Below are 17573 nucleotides of genomic sequence, written 5' to 3'. Positions count from 1 at the left end.
CGGTCCCGGGGACATAAACCGGGTGGAGTGCACGGCCTTCGGGATGGACACACTAACAGGCGGGAGGTGCTGGCCATGTGGGAACTCGTCGACGGGATGGCTGAACGCGTGCGCCATCGCGTGATGCCCAGACGCCGCAACGGGATGAACACCGTGACCGCGATGGTCGTCGGTGCGAGCGTCGGCATCGCGGTGTGGGAGGCGGTTCGGCGCAGCCGCTTCGGCGCGAACGGGAACATGAGCGCGGCCGCCGCGGAGACGGCGCGGGAGGTCATGGAAAGTCTCGAGGAATGACGACACCCGATTCGGGTGTGCCACACGTCAGCGGGGGAGGCGGCACCGGACGCCTCCCTTTCCCATTCACAGGTGGCGCCGGTTTGCCCCGTACTTCTGCTTCCAGACGGCGTACGACAGTTTGCTGCGCTTCATCGCGTCGACAAACCGCTGAGTATTCTCCAACACCCGTTTCGCCTCGGCCGTGCTCAGGTGCCGTGCCGCCACGGCAGCGCCGAACTCCTCCAGGTCGATGACGTGATAGTAGGACCGTTCGTAGATCAGGACGTCCACGTACATATCCTCAACATAGATGTAGTCCTGGTCCTCCCACACTTTGACCAGATCGACATAGTGATCGAACCGCAGCCGCGGGTGTTTCACCGGTGCACCGTGGTTCAGGCAGGTGCTCACGCCGATGCCCCAAGCCGGGTAGATCTCGCGCAGCTGGTGCGTGTACCCCTTCTCGAGCGCCGGACGCCGCATCGTGATGCACCCGGGACGGCGGACCAACCGGTCGTAGGTGAACGGTTCGTCGCTGCGGTCGATGCCGCGATCCTCCCGTTTGTGCAACCTCTGAACCCGGCCTGGTCGCAACGTCATGCCCCTCGCCCTTCCCTCCTGCGAGCGTGAACGTAAGGTCCGCTTTCTAGCGTACCACGACCATGACAGGTGAAACAAGGAAGGGAGCCCGGGGATGCCGCCGGTTCATGTCCCCAGGCTTCCCTCGACGCGCCACGGGTGGGTGTACACGTGGAATGCCTGGCCACGGGCAAAACCGATGGTGGTGATGTTCAGCGCCTCCGCGATGTCGAGGGCGAGGGCGGTTGGAGCCGATTTGGCGATCACGATGCCCGCCCCCATCTTGGCCACCTTCAGCAGGACCTCCGACGAAAGCCGCCCGCTGAAGGCGACGAGCCGGCCGGCCACATCCCGTCCGCATCGGAATACGTGGCCGTACAGCTTGTCGAGCGCGTTGTGCCGTCCGATGTCCACTCGGGAGAGCTCCAAGCGCTCCGGCGTGCACAGGCCGGCGGCGTGCACCCCTCCGGTCACGTGCCACAGGCCGGCAGAAGCTTCCAATTCCTGCATGAGCGTGAGCACCTGGGATGGCTGGACGCGCACCGGATCGTCCACGCGCTTGGCCGTGTGGGCGTCATTGTAGTAGTAAAACATCTGCCTCCCCTTGCCGCAGCAGGAGGCGATATACCGCTTGTTGTAAAACGCCTGGTTGAAATTCACGTCCGTCGAGGTGCGTACGCGCGCCGTGCCGCGGAAGCGGCTGATGACCAGGTCCTGCACCTGGCCCATGTGGCGGATCACGCCTTCGGAGGCGAGGAACCCGATCACCAGGTCCTCCATGTACTCGGGTGTACAGACGACGGTAGCCATCTCCTGATCGTTGACGAACACCGTCAACGCGTACTCAGTGGCCACCTCGTCCTCCCGCACAGAGAATGACCCACCGTCATAGTGCAAGATCCGCCGCCGAGTGTGCAGGGGCAGGCCTTCGCCCGCCCCCGGAGATGGTGTGCTCATCTCAGTTCTCCCGGCCCCTGTGGCGGATTCCGCAGCGCGCGCCCCACGGCCTTCAGCAGAGCCAATCCTGCGGCCAGCCCGGCCGCCACGTCCGGGTCCTTCAACTGGCGGAGCAACTCAAACACCCCCACCGGCTTGGCCTCGGCGGCGGCCTGGGCGGCCGCCTCCAGTCCGCCCGCCACGCCGCCCAGCACCCGCGCCAGCGCATCCGAATCCAACTGCCCCAGCGACGACACGGCAAGGGACAAGTTGCGAAGGCCAGCCGCAGCGCCCGGGCGATCGAGTTGCTCGGCCACGATGCTCAGCACCCGGTCGCCCCGTTCGAACAGCGCCGCGAACAGCTGCAGCACCTCCCGGTCGTGCATCGCCTGCAAAAGGCGAAGCCCGTCCTCCACCGCGTCCGCGTGGTCCGCCGCAGCATGGAGCAATCCTTCCAATCGTTCGCTTTGCAGATCCGCCTCCGTGGGCTCGGGACGGATCCAGGTGGTCACCGGTTTTGCCATCTCCTCGCCCCCCAGGTTAAGGTTGGCCAACCAACGGCTGATAATCCGGCCGGGCCCACTTTTTCTCCACCTGCACGCCCGGGAGAGGCCGAGGCCTGCCGAGGCGGAAGTTGCCCCGCGCGATCGGCGGCCGCCCCTTGTTGCCGACGGGCTCGAGGCGGACCTTCATGTCCTTGAACGCGGGTGTGTGCGTGTCCTTGTCGGCCGCCGAGCTGGTCAACAGATTTACTGCAGCCTCGACCGAGTTCATCGGGATGTAGATCTCCTTGCCCGTCACCCGGTCGGTCACGGTCGCGCGCAGCTTCACCGCGCCGTAGGGCGAGACCACCCGCACCCAGTCGCCATCCAGAATCCCCCGCTCGGCCGCCAGTTCCCGAGAGATCTCGACCCACGCGTCGGGCACCTTTTGCCGGATTCCAGGCACGCGATAGGTGAGGTTGCCCTCGTGAAAATGCTCAAGCATGCGACCGTTGTTCAGGTGGATGTCGTACTCCGGCGGCAACGCCAGGGTGGGCGTCCAGTCAACCGGGTACAGCCTGGCCTTGCCGTCCGGCAGAGGGAATCCATCGGTGTACAGCAGAGGCGTGTCCGTCCCATCCGCCCGTACAGGCCACTGCAGGCTCCCGTATCCTTCGAGCGGCGCGTAGGCCGCCCCCTTCATCAGTTCCGTGATGCCGCAGGCCTCTTCAAAAATCTCTTGCGGCGACCGGTAGTTCCAGTTGGCACCCAGGCGATTGGCCAGGTCCTGGATCACCTGCCAGTCCGGCCGCGCGTCCCCGAGTGGATCGAGCGCGCGGTACAGACGTTGGATGCGCCGCTCGGTGTTGGTGAACGTCCCTTCCTTCTCCAGACTCGGACACGCGGGCAGGATCACGTCGGCGTACTGGGCCGTCTTCGTGAAGAAGACCTCCTGCACCACGAAGAATTCCAGTTTCTCCAATGCCGCCTGGACGTAGTTGGCGTTCGAGTCCACCACCGCGATGTCCTCGCCCACCAGGTACATGGCCTTCAGCCGCCCGTCGTGGATGGCGTCGATCATCTGATGGTTGTCCAGGCCCGGGTTCGTCGGCAGCGAAACGCCCCAGGCGCGCTCCCACTTCTCACGCACCGCCGGATCAGCCACCCGCTCGTAGCCGGGGAAGAAGGCGGGAGCGCAGCCGAAGTCGCCGGCACCCTGGACGTTGTTGTGCCCGCGCAGCGGATACGCGCCCGTACCGGGCCGGCCGACGTTGCCGGTGATCAACAGCAGGTTGCAGATGGCGGTGCTCGTGTCGGCCCCGCCCAGCTGCTGCGTCACGCCCATCGCCCAGCAGATGCAGACGGACTTGGCGTCCATCACCATCTCAGCGGCGCGGATCAATGCATCCTTCGGGATCCCGGTCACTTCCTCAGCGTACTCGAGCGTGAATTTCTCCAAAGACGCCGCGTACGCGTCGAACCCGTTCACCCGCTGCCGGATGAACGCCTCGTCCGCGCGGCCCTGATCGAGGATGTACTTGGTCACCGCGCTCAACCACACCAGGTCCGTTCCGGGCCGAGGATGCAGGTGCAGATCCGCCCGTCGCGCCATATCGTTGCGGCGCAGGTCTGCCACAATCAATTTCTGCCCGCGTTTCTTGTGCGCCCGCCGGATGCGCGTGGCGAGCACCGGATGGGACTCCGCCGTGTTGGCCCCGACTATGATGACCAGATCCGCCTGCTCGATGTCGCGGATGGAGCCCGAGTCCCCGCCATAGCCCATGGTCCGGCGCAACGCCTCCGTCGCCGGCGCCTGGCAGTACCGGGAGCAGTTGTCGATGTTGTTCGTGTGCATGACCGCCCGGGCCAACTTTTGCATCAAGTAATTTTCCTCATTGGTGCACTTGGATGAGGCGATGAACGCCAGGGCGTCGTCCCCGTCCCGCAAACGTATCTCCTGGAGCCGGCGTGCGACGTAGTCGAGCGCCTCGTCCCACGACACGGGATGGAAAGCATCCCCGCGCCGGATCAGCGGTTGCAGGATTCGGTCGGGGCTGTTCACCCAATCCCATCCAAACTTCCCCTTGACGCAGGTGGAGATTTGATTGACCGGGGCCTCCATCCGCGGCTCGATCTTGAGGATCTTGCGCCCTTTCGTCCACACGTCAAACGCGCATCCGACGCCGCAGTACGTGCACACCGTCTTCGTCTTCTGGATGCGCGCCTCGCGCAGCTCCGCCTCCACCTCCGACAGGGCGAACACTTGCGTGTAACTCGTCTCCACCTTCTTCGTCACGGAGATCAGCCGGTCGAGCACCGGCCGGTCGATCCCGGTCATGAATCCCGCCTCGCCCAACATCGACTTCTCCATCAGGGCGTTGCACGGGCATACGGTCACACAATGGCCGCACGAGACGCACGACGACTCATTGATGGGCACGTCGTCGTCCCAGATGACGCGCGGGCGCTCCCGCTCCCAGTCGATGGACAGGACCTCGCTGACCTGCAGGTTCTGGCAGGCCTCCACGCAGCGGCCGCAGAGGATGCACTGGTCCGGATCGTACCGGTAAAACGGGTTGGAATCGTCCACCGGGTACGGTTTGGGTTCGAACGGATACGCCTGGTGCTCGATCTCCATCCGCACCGCCGTGTTGTGCAGGGTGCAGTTGCCGTTGTTGTTGTCGCACACCGTGCAGTACAGCTCGTGGTTGCGCAGCAGGCGGTCCATCGCCTCCTTACGGGCACGCCGTGCCGCCACCGCCTTCGTGCGCACCCGCATTCCCGCCTGCACCGGTGTCGCACAGGCGCGCACCAACCGGCCGTCCACCTCCGCCAGACAGGTATCGCAGGTCTCGATGGGGCCGAGTGCCGGGTGGTAACACACGTGCGGGAACCCCGCTTCCTCCTCGAGGATGGCCGACAGCAGGAGATCGCCTTTCCGGGCTTGCACGACCTTTCCGTCGATCTCGATCTCCACCGTTTGCTCAAGCGCTTTCACGTCCATACCACTCCCCCCTCTCCCGTCTTCGCGGGCTCAGGTGCGGCTCGACTCAGCCGCCGTCTGCACGGAGACCGGGTTGGCCGGTACCCGCAGCAGGGTGTACCAATAGGCCGTCGCGACGAACAACCAACCGCCAATGGCGTTGCCGATGAATGCGCCGATCCACTCCACGATGGTCTGCCCCCACGTCACATTGGCGCCCACGAAGATTCCGGCGGGCAGGAAGAACATGTTGGCGACCACGTGCTGAAAACCGATGGCGACAAATCCCATGATGGGGAACCAGATGCCGAAGATCTTGCCGATGATGTCCCGTGCGCCGAGCGCCAACCACACCGCCAAGCACACCAACCAGTTGCATCCGATGGCCGACATGATGGTGGCGAAGAACGGGAGACTGGCCTTGGAGACGGCGATGGCGATGGTGGCCTTGTTGTACGGCGCGGCCGTGAGCATCTTGGCCAACACCCCAAACCCGTACGCCACGAACAACGATCCGACGAGGTTGCCGATGGTCACCCAGAGCCAGTTGTACGCCAGGCCGCCAATGCCGATGCGCCGCTCATGCAACGCCATGGGCACCGTCATCATGTTGCCCGTCAACAGTTCGCCGCCCGCGATCACGACGAACATCAGGCCAATCGGGAACACCGCCCCGCCGATCAGCGACTTCAACGTCCCCCACTGGTCCGGGAGCCCGGCTGTCACCCGGATGTCGAAAAGCGCCCCCAAAGCGATGAACGCGCCAGCGAGAAAACCGAGCACCAACAGTTTGCCGATCCCATACTTGGTCTTCTCTTCCCCCGCCTGAGCCGCCAGACGCGCGATTTCGGCCGGGGACAAAAAGTTTGCGGCCGCCATTGCATCTACCTCCCCAAGAATCAGAACCAAATTTTAAATAAATATGAAGATTGGCGCCATCTGTAATATAGATCACAGCCGTCGGGTTGGCAATCTGTTCCGAGACTGGATACGCGTGCGCAGACGCTTCGGCCTGCGAACGCGCAGGCGCTTGCGGCGCGTACGCAGCCTGAGCCAGATCCACAAGCCCGGCAACGCCAATGCCCCTAGGCCCGCCGCGATCCACGACAATGGCACGGCGGCCACAGGTCTGGCGTACGTCAGAGAACTCGGGGTGTGCCCCTCAATCACCACGAACCTCCCGTCCGCGTCAAACAATCGTTCGGTCGGCGGCAACAGGACGGTCTGCCCGCCGTTGTAGAACTTCAGGTAACCCTCTTCGTCCTGCCCTCCGTACCGCCACTCGTCAATCACCGGCTCGCCGATGGTCACCTCGTGATAGAGCGGATTGGCAGAGGTCAACGGCAGAAGGATCCGATACAGTTCAAACAGGGCCGCCGCGCCCAGCGCGGCGAGCACAAGCCACCCCCGGCGCGGGCGGGCCCGGGTGCGCGGGCGAAAACGGCTGCTCACGGCGGACGCCCCCCCTCGGCCATCCTCTCAGTACAGAGGTATGAAACGTCCGCCGGACAAAGAACCCGCCCGGCGGCCTGTACCCAGGCCCCGGGCGGGTCGAGATACACGGCCCCGCAAGGCGCGCCACCGCGCCTATCGGGCCCCGGAATTTCCATGCGCGCCCCCCTTCCCAGGGGCGGGCGTCGTCAAGTCTCCTTGGAGATCATCTCACACAGCTTCTCGACGGCCTGTTCCGCGTCCGATCCTTCCGCCTTGATGACAATCTCTTGTCCGTTGGCGATGGCCAGCGACATGATGCCCATGATGCTCTTGGCGTTGACCGACTTGCCGTCCTTCTCGACGTAGATCTCGCTGGAGAACCGATTGGCCTCTTGCACAAACAGGGCGGCCGGACGCGCCAACAGACCTGTGCGCAGCCGAACCACCGTCTTCCGCTCCACCATTGAAAGCGCCTCCTCTCCGCCGCGGTCCCGGGGCAGCCCCCCGTGGACACCACCCTGGTTGGGGAAAGTATACCATGTCAGCCCCCACGGTCCAATACCGGGCGCGTCACTCCCCGGCCCGTAGCCGGTCCGCGATCTCCTGCAACTTGCGGAAGCGGTGATTGAGGCCAGACTTTGTGACCCGATGGCCCATCCGCTGCGCCAGCTCCTGCAGGTTCGTCTCCGGATACTGGAGCCGAAGCTGAGCGGCCTCGCGGAGTTTGTCGGGCAGATGCTCCAATCCCATCCGCTCGTCGATCAGGCGGATCGCGTCGAGTTGGCGGACAGCGGCCGTGATGGTCTTGTTCATGTTGGCCGTCTCGCAGTTGACCAGGCGGTTGACCTGGTTGCGCATCCCCTTCATGATGCGTACGTCCTCGAACTTCAGCAACGCCTGATGGGCACCGATGACGCTGAGAAACTCGACGATCTTCTCGCCTTCCTTGAGATAGACCACATATCCCCGCTTGCGGGCGATGACTTTGGCGTGCAGCCCGTACTCGTTCATCCGCCGCCGGATGACGTTCGCCTGCTCGGGCGTCTGACAGCTGATCTCCAGATGATAGGAGGGGCTGCCCGGATCGTTGACCGATCCCGCGGCCAAGAACGCCCCCCGCAAAAAGGCCCGGCGGCAACAGGCGCGCGGCCGTCCCAGCTCAGCCAGGCTGAACCCCCGGAGTCGCCGGGCGCCAGCCCGAGGCTCGTCCACACCGCCTCCGCGCCGTTCGGTACCCGTACCGCATAGACGTTATTCTTCTTGAGCCGCATCTTTTTCCGCACCAACACCTCGGGGTGCAGGTCAAACAGCTCCCGCAGCAGGGTGTAGATGCGCCGGGCGGTCGCCACGTTCTCCGTCTGCACGGTCAGACCCACGCGGCCGTCGCCCAGGCTGCCGGTGCCGTTGAGCAGCACCATCGCCTGCAGCTCCGCGCGCCTGCAGCACGGCGCTTCCTGGATCAAAGTCAGCTCCTTCTTTGTCTGGGCCGCGAATGACAACGGTCTCACCCCCGGGCGGCGTTCAGCCGCTCATAGCCGATGAGGCTCACAATCTGCTCCGCAATCAACCGGCTGTCGTGCCGGGCGTAGGTGGCGAAGTGGACGAAGTTGCGCGCAATCACCCGCAGCCCCTGCCGGTACAGCGCCTCGATGTCCACCAGCACCGGATACGCCCCCTGTGCCTGGTACTTCTCGAGCGCTTCCGGCGGCAGCGAGGCCGCGTTGACGATGATGTAATCGAACAGCCGCCGGCCGATGTGGCGGTAGATCACGTCGACGTGCTGGGACGCCGTGTAGCCGTCCGTCTCTCCCGGCTGGGTCATGACGTTGCACACGTAAATCTTCTTGGCGCGGCTGGCCGCCACGGCCTCCGCCAGCCCAGGGACCAGGAGGTTCGGCAACACACTGGTGTACAGACTTCCCGGTCCAATGACGATCGCGTCCGCATCCCGGATGGCCGATATCACTTCCGGCAGCGGTTCGGGATCAAATGGCACCAGCTCCACCCGTTCAATCCGCCCGCCTGCCCGCGGGATGTTGGACTCCCCCTCGATCACGGTCCCGTCGGTCAACACGGCCCGCAGCACCACGTCCTCGCGGACCGCCGGCAACACCCGACCCCGGACCGCCAGCACACGGCTGGTTTCCCGGATCGCCGACACGAAGTCGCCCATGATGTGCGTCATCGCCGCGAGGAAGAGGTTGCCGAAACTGTGGCCCGCGAGCCCTTCACCCGCGGGAAAGCGAAACTGCAGGAGGCGCTCCAACAGAGGCTCCGTGTCCGCCATGGCGACCAGGCAGTTGCGGATGTCGCCCGGCGGCGGGATCGCCAAATCGGTGCGCAGGCGGCCCGAACTGCCGCCGTCGTCCGCGACGGTGACCACCGCCGTCAAGTCCACGTCGAACTCCTTCAACCCCCGCAGCACCACCGACAGGCCCGTGCCGCCGCCGATGGCGACGATGCGCGGCCGCCGCCGCTGTTCTTCCAACCGCCGCCGGGCGGCGCGCAGCTCCCGCCACCACCCGTACGCCAGCAGGAGCACCGCGATGGCGAGCACCACAGCCGCCAAGGCCAACGCCTGTCCGCTCCAGCGGACGATGACCAGGGCGCCGGCGAGCATGCCGCAGCCGAAACAGCCGATGGTCCACGCCCACAACCACCAGTGCCGCACCGTTCAGCCCTCCCGGCCGCAGTCGCGGTGAGTCAGATGCGCATCCGTGCGATCCCGGATGTGTTCGTACAGATGCCTGCTGATGGCCACCGAGCGGTGTTTGCCGCCCGTGCAGCCGATGCCGATGACCAGGTGGCTCTTGCCTTCCTTGGTGAACTGGGGGATCAGGAAATCGACCATGTCCTCCAAGCGGCTGACAAACTCCTTGGTCGCCGGCTGTTCCATAACGTACTCGTACACCGGTGCGTCTTCACCGGTGTACGGGCGCAAGGATTCGATGTAATGCGGATTGGGCAGGAAGCGGACGTCGAACACCAGATCCGCGTCGATGGGGATGCCGTACTTGAAGCCGAACGAGATGATGTGGACGGGGAGCACCCGTCTCGGGTCCGCGAACAGGCGCGCCATCTCGCGTTTGAGTTGCGCCGGTTTCCAGTGCGTCGTGTCGATCACCTGGTCGGCCTCGCGCCGGACCTGTTCTAACGCGCGCCGCTCCGCCTGGATGCCGTCCAGCAGCCGCGCCCCGTCGACGAGAGGATGGCGGCGGCGGGTCTCCTTGAACCGGCGCACCAGCGTCGCGTCGTCCGCGTCCAGAAAGAGCACGGTCAGCCGCACATCCGGATTGGCCCGCAGCTGCCGGACCGTATCGGTGAACGGTTGGAACAGCTCACCGCCGCGCAGGTCACAGGCCAGCGCCACACGGCGCACCTGACCGCTGGCCTGGCCCACCAATTCGACGAATTTCGGGATCAGGGCGGGCGGCAGGTTGTCGACGCAGAAGAAGCCGAAGTCTTCCAAGGCCTGCATGGCCACCGTCTTTCCCGCGCCCGACATGCCCGTGATGACGATGACGCGAATCGGCTCCTTCACGCCCCTTCCCCCCCCCTTGCTTCGCGGGCCGATACGGTCCCCACTGGGGAACCAGGCCCCTGTTCAGGCGCGCTGCATCGCCAGGCGGGCGGCACCGACCACCCCGGCGCCATTGCCCAGTTTCGCCAGGCGGAGCGAAGTGGCCTCGGCCACCAAGCGCTGGGCGTATTCCGTGAACGCAGCTTGCACCGGCTGAAGCAGCAGATCGCCCGCTTTCGAGACGCCCCCGCCGATCACGATGACGTCCGGATTGAGCACGACTGCCGCCTGCGCCAGGCCAAACCCCAGCCAGCGGCCGGCCGTCTCCAGGACCCACCGGGCCGCCTCGTGATCGCGGGCCAGCCTCGCCACGTCCTCCGCCCCTTCAATCCGTTCGTCCGGCGGCAGCAGGCCCGCCTCCTGGCGGTCCCGCGCCTCCCGAACAATGGCCGTCGCCGAGGCCACTGTCTCCAAGCAGCCGGTCTGACCGCAATTGCACGGCAGCCCGCCCTCGCGCACCACGCGCATGTGACCGATCTCGCCGGCCATCCCGTTGGCTCCGTGGTGCAGCCGGCCGCCGATCACCACGCCGCCGCCGACGCCCGTGCCGACGGTGGTGCACAGCACCGTGTCCGCCCCGGCACCAGCGCCGGCCCAGGCCTCCCCGAGCGCCGCCAGGTTCGCGTCGTTGTCCACCGACACCGGCATGTCGAGCACGTCCGCCAACAGTTCCGCCAGCGGCACCTCGCGCCACCCCAGGTTGATGGCCTCGACCACGACGCCGTGCGCCAGGTCGAGAAAAGCCGGGACCCCCACGCCGGCACCGCGAATGGCCCTCGGGTCGATCCCGCCGGCCTCCGCCATCCTGCGCAGGGTGTCGCGCAGGCGCAGGCACAGGTCTTCAGGGCCTCGCGCGGCCTCCGTGGGAATGGCCTGCTGGGCCACCAGCCGGCCCGTGTCATCGATGATGGCCGTCTTCACGCTGGTGCCCCCGATGTCAACGCCGAACCACATCTTCATCGCGCCTCCCCTCCACCGGGATGGCGCTCCCCTGTACATCCGGCTGCATGCGCCAATCCAACAGGTCCCGATCGGCTGTGTATGTGAAGTTTCCGAAAAACACCGTTTCCGCTCCACTCCGGCACGCCCACAGGGTGTGCTGGATCATCACCCGGTCGCCCTCGTCCATGGGCAGATGGGCCAGGTCCTCCGGGGGGATCAGCGCGAGCGTGCCCTCCTTGCAGGCCTCCCGCAACCGCCCCTCTGCGCGATCGGCCGAAAATTGGGCGATCAGGCGATGCTGCTCCCCGTCCGGGCCCAGCTCGCGCAGTAAGTGCACAGCGCGCAGTCTCAACCCGTCCACCCGCAGCCCGGCCTCCTCCCACATCTCCCGGCGCGCTGCATCCGGCCAAGCCTCGAACGGCTCCACCTTGCCGCCCGGCAGCACCCACCAGCCTCGGCGTGGTTTCTGGAGCATGACCACCCTGCCGCCGATCTGCGCGAAGCAATTCACGATGATGAGCACGACAGGTCACCTCGCCGCAACCGTGTCCGGTGACATCCCGGACGGCCGCGTGATGGAAGAGGACAAGCCCTCACGCCCGCCGGTGTATCCGGCCGGCTCCACCGGTAGCATACCATTCCCGGGAGGATAAAAAAAGTTGGCGCCAGTCCGGCGCCGGAAGCGAGTGTATATTGAAAAGGGGGTCAAATGTGATGCATCTTCATCATACAACCCGGGTGTTTCATTTGTGTTACACCCGGGTTAAAATCGTGTGACATTCGCGCCTGCCCCTCAACCTAGGAACACCCGGCTGTCCCCGTCGCGGCGGGTCTGGCCGCGCGCATCCAGGTGTTCCAGAAGGGCCACGGCCATTCGGCGGCCGCACCCGAGCAGATCCCGCGCCTGTCCCACTGTGAACGGGCCGCGTTCCCGGTACAGGTCGCGCAACCGCTCGACCGCCTCCCGGTACACGTTCCCGCCCAGCCACAGCCCGGGTTCCAGCTCCACCGCTTCCTGGCGCGCCTCGGCATAGCGGAGCAACTGCGCCGCCACCCGATCCCGCTTGGGAAACCGCCGAACGAGATCGGCCTCGTTGGCGCCAGCGATCCCCGCCTCCGCCAGGGCAGCCAACAGACCGGCGTGGATCGCCGCCTCCTCCTCGCTCAGCACCACCTGGTGGCCGCGCCGCCGGATGCTTGGGCCCTGCACAGTCCACCAGCCACGCCGTTCGCCCTCCTGCAGCAGCCACTCCACGTCTCGGCCGCTCAGTCCCTCCGCCAGACCGAGCCCGCTCACCTCGCCTCGCGGCACCCACTCCATGAACCGGTGCTTGCGGTGGACCGCCTGCAGACGGTCGTCCAGTGCAGCCAGGACGGCTTCGACGGCCTGTGCGCCCATCCAGCCCGAGGGCAGCCGGAGGAAGCGCCCTTCCGCCGTGAGATCCTCGAGCATCGACGCCGCCTCCGCATCGGTGACCCCCAGCGCCGTCGCCACCCACCCCACGGTGAGCAGCCGCAAATCCTGGCCCAGGGCCGCCAGCCGCTCGCGCGGCGTGGCATCGGCGCGCGCCTGCAGCATCTGCAGGATATGGGCCCGCTTTCGCCGGTGCAGCCGGGTTGGCGCCGGGTCCAGCACACGGCCGCCGCCGAGCGTGACCACCGGTGAATAGCTTCGCAGGACGAAGGCGTCGCCGGTCTCGCACACCAACGGCATGTCCAATAGAATCTGCGCCAGCGCACGCCCGCCCGCCGCCACCTCGTCGGCGTCGAGCAGCAGCACCCGGCCGACGGCCTCCGCCGTGCCCAGGTGCACATGTACCCGATCCCGGTGGCGCAAGCCGCGCGCGTAGTCCCGCAGCACCTCAAGGGTCACGTCCATCAACTTTGAGGTGCACAAGGTGCCGGGGGCCGCCACCGTGTGGCCGCGCCCCACCGCGTCCCGATCGATCCCCGTCAAGTTCAAAGCCGCTCGCTGACCTGCGGCCGCCGCCGCCACCGGACGCCCATGGACCTGGACGCCGCGGACGCGCACCGGTCTCCGCCCCGGCAACAGGTCCAGCACATCCCCCGGCTTGACGGCGCCGCGCCACACGGTGCCACTGACCACCGTACCGTGGCCGGGGATGGTAAACACCTTGTCGACCGGCAGCCGAAAAGCGCCCGACACGTCCCGGCCGGGCAGTGCCGCCGCCAAGTCGTGCAACATCCGCTTGAGGTCGGAAACGCCCTGGCCGGTGCGCGTGCTCGTCAACACCATGGGCGCCTCCGCGAAGACGGTGTCGGAGAGCTCCTCCCGGATCAGGCCGGGCGCCATCTCCAGCCACTCCGGGTCAGCCAGGTCCGCCTTGCTCAGCGCAATGATGCCGTGCCGTACGCCCAGCATCTCCAGGATGGCCACGTGCTCGCGCGTCTGGGGTTTGACCCCTTCGTTGACGTCAATCACCAACAAGGCCGCGTCGACGCCGGCGGCACCCGCGACCATGTTGCGCACGAACCGCTCATGCCCGGGAACGTCCACCATGCCGATCCCGATGCCGTCGGGGAAGTACAGCGGAGCGAAGTCGATGTCGATGGAGATGCCCCGCTCCCGTTCCTCCTTGAGGCGGTCCGTGTTCTTGCCGGTGAGCGCTTCGACCAGCGCGGTCTTTCCGTGGTCGATGTGCCCTGCCGTGCCCACGATGGCAAACCGGCCCACCTCGCATCCTCCTCACGGCATCGTCACAAAGTAACAGCTTAACTTTCCCGCCGCCTTGCTCAAAGCGGACACCGAGACGTGGAACCACTGGGCCACGTCCTTTTGGCGCACCGGTTCGTTGTGCCGTTTCAACACCGCGTACAGCAGCGCGGCCATCCACACCTCCGGCTTGCCCACAGCCCGGTCCGTGCGTTGGAACGCGTGCCGCAGATACCCGACCCAGACTCGACGTGCCTCCGCCACGTACCGCGCCTTGCGGTGATCGCGCAGCCATTCGGTCACCCGATCGAGAACCTGGCGCCAAACCGGATCGACCGCGAGGATCACGTCCTTGGGGACCTCGCTCATCCGCAGCGATACCCATTCTCCATCCCGCCACAACTCCACCCGTCCGCGCGCGCCCATCCGCTGCAGGGCGTGCAGCGCGGCGGCCTGCTGAGGCGGTGCGATATCCTGGCGGCGCAGATAGGCGCGCAGCGCCTTCTCCGCGTCCTGATCGGCGATGATGGCCAGGATGCGGATGACCGCCCGCTGGGTGTCGGCCGCCCCGTGCCGCAATCCCCAGTACAGGGAGGCGCGGAGCAGCGGATCCTGCCGCCAAGCCGCCAGGTCCCCCGACTCGAGGCGAGCTTTCATCTTCGCGAACTGCGCCTCAATCGGCAGTTCGTACTGATAGCTGACGCGCATGAAGCGTTGTCCGCTGCGTTCGGCGCGATCGAGGGCCTTGAGATAGTGCTCTGCCACCTCCGCCATGCCCGACCGTTGGCTGAGCACCCGCCACCAGCGCCTGGCGACGCCGTATTGGCCGCAGTTGGCCGCGGCCGCGGCGAGCGCGTGGATCATGGCTGGATCCGCGTCCCCCGCCAACTTCACCAATTTGGCGAACACCTCGAACGCAGCGCGGTGATCGCCCACCAAGCCGAGGGTGGTCCCCACTTTGGCCGCGTGGTCGTAATGCATCGGAAACAGTTTGCGCAGTTTGGCCAAGCACGCTTCATATCGATCGCGCGGGCCGAGATGCGCGCAGAACACGGTCAGGTTGCAGAGGGCGTGCACGTTGTTCGGATGCTCCGCGAGCACGCGCTCCGCCAAGGTGACGGCCTGGTCGTACTGGCCGGTGTAGTAGTAGGCGAGTGACAGGTTGTTCAGCGCCGCGGTGTTGCCCGGGTCCTGCTGGGTGACCCGCTCCAACCACTCCACGGCGGCCTCGAACTGTCCCTCTTCGAGCAGATGCCGGCCATCTCGTTTCGCGCTGGCCCGCTCCTTGCGCCGCTGTTCCGCCTGCCAGCGGGCGTACGCCTTGCCGCCGCCGAATTCGTCCATCAGGATGTCGAGCATCTCCACCGCTTCCTGCGCGTACTCGCCGTCGGGATCGGCGTCGAGATAGCGAAGCACGTACTCCTCCGCGGTTTCGTAATCCCCCATGTTGGCGTAGTTGTTGGCGAGGTAAAATTGGCACTCGGCCATGGATGGGTCCAAGTTCTGCAAGACGTGCAGCAGCACCTCGTTGGACGCCTCGAAATCGCCGAGTTCGGACAGGACGCCCGCCAGGTTGCAGTAGTTGACCGGATTGTCCGGCTCCACCTCGACGGTCCGACGGAACGCCTTGAGTGCGCGCCGGAGATCATTGCGCTCCAGGTAGCGGACCCCGCGTTCGAAGAAAAACGCCGCGTCCTGGCGCAATGGGATGACGTTGCCCGGGCGTGCACCACGCGAGCCCGTCTGGGTATTTCGATCCATGTGAGCACCTCCCTCACCTTCACTCGCCATCCGAGGATGTGAGGCGTGCCGCGAAGCGGCTCGCTTTCGCGCAGGAGCGAAGCGGCATGCCCCACATCCAGCAAAGGTACTGAAAGTATATCACAGCGGGGTGCAGGGGATGAAGTTCACCCGACTCCGCCCGCGTGCTATAATAATTGAATTCGGACCTGGTATTGCAATTGTCGAGGTGAAGCCATGTACGAGCAAAAACAGAGCATCGCCGGCCTGGTGGCAGACAGGCTCGGCGTCGCGGCAGACGACGTGTGGACGGCGATAGAATACCCGCCCGACCCGAAGTTGGGCGATCTGGCGTTGCCCTGCTTCCGCTTCGCGAAGACGCTGCGCAAGGCCCCGCAGGCCATCGCGGCCGATGCGGCGGAGGTGTTGCGGCAGTCGAGCCTGTTCGCGCGGGTGGACGTGGCGGGCGGGTATGTCAACGTGACGCTACGGCGCGGGCCTGTGGCCGCCGGCGTGATCGATCAGGCCCAGCGCGACGTCGCGGCCCTCTTCTCGCGCCGCCGCCACACAGGCAGGCGGGCGGCGGTCGACTACTCGTCGCCGAACATCGCGAAGCCCTTCGGCGTCGGCCATCTGCGGTCGACGATGATCGGCCAATCCATCTGCCGCCTGCTCGCGGCGGACGGGTTCGAGGTCATCGGCATTAACCACCTGGGCGACTGGGGGACCCAGTTCGGGAAGAACATCGTCGCCTACCTGAAGTGGGGCGACGAGGAGACGGTGCGCCGCGACCCGGTCAAGGAACTGTTCCGGCTGTACGTGCGTTTCCACGAGGAGGCAAAGGACAAGCCGGAGCTGGAGGACGAAGCGCGGGCCTGGTTCAAGCGCCTGGAGGACGGCGACGAGGAGGCCACGCGCCTGTGGAAGTGGTTCATCGCCGAAAGCCTGAAGGCGTTCGAGCAGACGTACCGGCGGCTCGGCGTGCGATTTGACCATTTCCTCGGCGAGAGCTTCTACAACGACAAAATGGACGCCGTCGTCGAAGAGCTGCGCCAGCGCGGGCTGCTCACCGAGAGCGGGGGCGCCGAGGTGGTCGATCTGTCCGCCTGGAACATGCCCCCCTGCATCATCCGCAAGTCGGACGGAGCCACCATCTACGCCACACGCGACCTGGCGGCGGCCCTGTACCGGCACGATGTGCTCGGGGCCACCGACCTCATCTACGTGGTCGGCGCGGAGCAGAAACTGCACTTCGCACAGGTGTTCAAGGTCCTCGAGCTGATGGGCCGCGACTGGGCGGCACGCTGCCACCACATCGCGTTTGGCATGATGAAGTACAACGGCGAGCGCCTCTCCACCCGCCGCGGCAAAGTGGTGTACCTGGAGGAGGTTTTGGAGCGCGCCGTGCAGGAGGCGCGGGCCATCATCGAGGAGAAAAACCCGGGCCTCCCGGACAAAGACCGGGTAGCGGAGGCGGTCGGCATCGGGGCGGTGGTGTTCAACGATCTCAAGAACAACCGCCTGCACGACGTGGATTTCCGCTGGGAGGACGTCCTCAACTTCGACGGCGAGACGGGGCCGTACGTCCAGTACACGCACGCCCGCGCCTGCAGCGTCCTGCGCCGGGCGGAAGCCGAGGGTGTTCCGGTGGGTTCCCCGCCGGTGTTGGCAGACGAGGCGTTGGCGGACAGCGAGTGGCACCTGGTGCACCAGCTGGCCCAGTCCAACGAGTGCCTGGAGCGGGCCGTCGACGGGTTCGATCCCTCGGTCATCGCCCGCCACGTCCTCGACGTGTGCCACGCCTTCAACCGGTTCTACCACGACGCCCCCATCCTCGGGGCGAAGGACGACCTGCGCGCCTTCCGCCTCGCCCTGACGGACGCCACCCGGCGGGTGCTGGCCCACGGCCTGTATCTCCTCGGCCTCGAGGCGCCGGAGGCGATGTAG

At 66.2% G+C, this 17573-nt stretch carries 15 protein-coding genes and 1 pseudogene; 2 read left to right on the top strand and 14 right to left on the bottom strand.

The features are described 5' to 3' along the window. Positions 1-75 precede the first annotated feature (75 nt). Entirely contained in the window at positions 76-294 is a 219-nt protein-coding gene (locus N687_RS0115060; protein ID WP_029422643.1) for a hypothetical protein, read from the top strand. 66 nt (positions 295-360) lie between these two features. Here N687_RS0115060 and N687_RS0115055 read toward each other — a convergent pair whose 3' ends face one another. From N687_RS0115055 to N687_RS0114990, 14 genes and pseudogenes are all read right to left on the bottom strand, one after another. Next, positions 361-876, bottom strand: coding sequence for a DUF402 domain-containing protein (locus tag N687_RS0115055; protein WP_029422642.1), 516 nt, complete (start codon positions 874-876; stop codon positions 361-363). Between the two features lie 105 nt (positions 877-981). Beyond that, positions 982-1812, bottom strand: coding sequence for a formate dehydrogenase accessory sulfurtransferase FdhD (gene fdhD / locus N687_RS0115050; RefSeq protein ID WP_051663303.1), 831 nt, complete (start codon positions 1810-1812; stop codon positions 982-984). Further along, positions 1809-2315 (bottom strand): DUF1641 domain-containing protein, encoded by a 507-nt coding sequence (locus N687_RS0115045; protein WP_029422640.1) that lies wholly within the window; start codon positions 2313-2315, stop codon positions 1809-1811. Before N687_RS0115045 ends, fdhD begins: the two co-directional genes overlap by 4 nt. A 16-nt stretch (positions 2316-2331) precedes the next feature. Then, complete coding sequence (gene fdhF, locus N687_RS0115040; RefSeq protein WP_029422639.1) at positions 2332-5277, bottom strand: formate dehydrogenase subunit alpha; 2946 nt, start codon at positions 5275-5277, stop codon at positions 2332-2334. Positions 5278-5307: 30 nt separating this feature from the next. Further along, positions 5308-6135: a formate/nitrite transporter family protein gene (locus N687_RS0115035; RefSeq protein WP_081841444.1), complete on the bottom strand. Its 828-nt coding sequence runs from the start codon at positions 6133-6135 to the stop codon at positions 5308-5310. Between the two features lie 72 nt (positions 6136-6207). Further along, a complete protein-coding gene (locus N687_RS0115030) occupies positions 6208-6708 on the bottom strand; it encodes a hypothetical protein (RefSeq protein WP_051663301.1) in 501 nt (166 codons plus the stop codon). A gap of 188 nt (positions 6709-6896) precedes the next feature. Continuing rightward, a complete protein-coding gene (locus tag N687_RS0115025) occupies positions 6897-7154 on the bottom strand; it encodes an HPr family phosphocarrier protein (protein WP_029422636.1) in 258 nt (85 codons plus the stop codon). Between the two features lie 106 nt (positions 7155-7260). Next, positions 7261-8189 (bottom strand): annotated as a pseudogene (gene whiA / locus N687_RS21315) (DNA-binding protein WhiA). Positions 8190-8194: 5 nt separating this feature from the next. Then, a complete protein-coding gene (locus tag N687_RS0115015; RefSeq protein WP_081841443.1) occupies positions 8195-9361 on the bottom strand; it encodes a gluconeogenesis factor YvcK family protein in 1167 nt (388 codons plus the stop codon). 3 nt (positions 9362-9364) lie between these two features. Beyond that, positions 9365-10231 (bottom strand): RNase adapter RapZ, encoded by an 867-nt coding sequence (gene rapZ / locus N687_RS0115010; RefSeq protein WP_029422634.1) that lies wholly within the window; start codon positions 10229-10231, stop codon positions 9365-9367. Positions 10232-10294: 63 nt separating this feature from the next. Next, entirely contained in the window at positions 10295-11230 is a 936-nt protein-coding gene (locus tag N687_RS0115005) for an ROK family glucokinase (RefSeq protein WP_029422633.1), read from the bottom strand. Next, a complete protein-coding gene (locus N687_RS0115000) occupies positions 11208-11735 on the bottom strand; it encodes an NUDIX domain-containing protein (RefSeq protein WP_029422632.1) in 528 nt (175 codons plus the stop codon). Before N687_RS0115000 ends, N687_RS0115005 begins: the two co-directional genes overlap by 23 nt. Before the next feature lie 270 nt (positions 11736-12005). Beyond that, positions 12006-13907, bottom strand: a complete 1902-nt coding sequence (gene selB / locus N687_RS0114995; RefSeq protein ID WP_029422631.1) for a selenocysteine-specific translation elongation factor — start codon at positions 13905-13907, stop codon at positions 12006-12008. Between the two features lie 12 nt (positions 13908-13919). Further along, on the bottom strand, positions 13920-15647 hold the full coding sequence (locus N687_RS0114990) for a tetratricopeptide repeat protein (RefSeq protein ID WP_035462368.1): 1728 nt from the start codon (positions 15645-15647) through the stop codon (positions 13920-13922). Between the two features lie 216 nt (positions 15648-15863). On the opposite strand from N687_RS0114990, the gene argS reads away from it, so the two are divergent. Further along, entirely contained in the window at positions 15864-17573 is a 1710-nt protein-coding gene (gene argS, locus N687_RS0114985) for an arginine--tRNA ligase (RefSeq protein WP_029422629.1), read from the top strand.

This window comes from Alicyclobacillus macrosporangiidus CPP55 (assembly GCF_000702485.1).
Lineage (GTDB): Bacteria > Bacillota > Bacilli > Alicyclobacillales > Alicyclobacillaceae > Alicyclobacillus_H > Alicyclobacillus_H macrosporangiidus_B.
The sequence above is the reverse complement of the archived record's forward strand: the minus strand, read 5'-3'. Positions and strand labels throughout refer to the sequence as shown.

What these genes read in the sequence shown, in the direction of transcription:
- fdhD (WP_051663303.1), bottom strand. Translation starts at nt 1,812, where the DNA reads ATGAGCACACCATCTCCGGGGGCGGGCGAAGGCCTGCCCCTGCACACT.
- N687_RS0115045 (WP_029422640.1), bottom strand. Translation starts at nt 2,315, where the DNA reads ATGGCAAAACCGGTGACCACCTGGATCCGTCCCGAGCCCACGGAGGCG.
- argS (WP_029422629.1), top strand. Translation starts at nt 15,864, where the DNA reads ATGTACGAGCAAAAACAGAGCATCGCCGGCCTGGTGGCAGACAGGCTC.
- N687_RS0115055 (WP_029422642.1), bottom strand. Translation starts at nt 876, where the DNA reads ATGACGTTGCGACCAGGCCGGGTTCAGAGGTTGCACAAACGGGAGGAT.
- N687_RS0115060 (WP_029422643.1), top strand. Translation starts at nt 76, where the DNA reads ATGTGGGAACTCGTCGACGGGATGGCTGAACGCGTGCGCCATCGCGTG.
- N687_RS0115025 (WP_029422636.1), bottom strand. Translation starts at nt 7,154, where the DNA reads ATGGTGGAGCGGAAGACGGTGGTTCGGCTGCGCACAGGTCTGTTGGCG.
- fdhF (WP_029422639.1), bottom strand. Translation starts at nt 5,277, where the DNA reads ATGGACGTGAAAGCGCTTGAGCAAACGGTGGAGATCGAGATCGACGGA.
- N687_RS0115005 (WP_029422633.1), bottom strand. Translation starts at nt 11,230, where the DNA reads ATGAAGATGTGGTTCGGCGTTGACATCGGGGGCACCAGCGTGAAGACG.
- N687_RS0115035 (WP_081841444.1), bottom strand. Translation starts at nt 6,135, where the DNA reads ATGGCGGCCGCAAACTTTTTGTCCCCGGCCGAAATCGCGCGTCTGGCG.
- N687_RS0114990 (WP_035462368.1), bottom strand. Translation starts at nt 15,647, where the DNA reads ATGGATCGAAATACCCAGACGGGCTCGCGTGGTGCACGCCCGGGCAAC.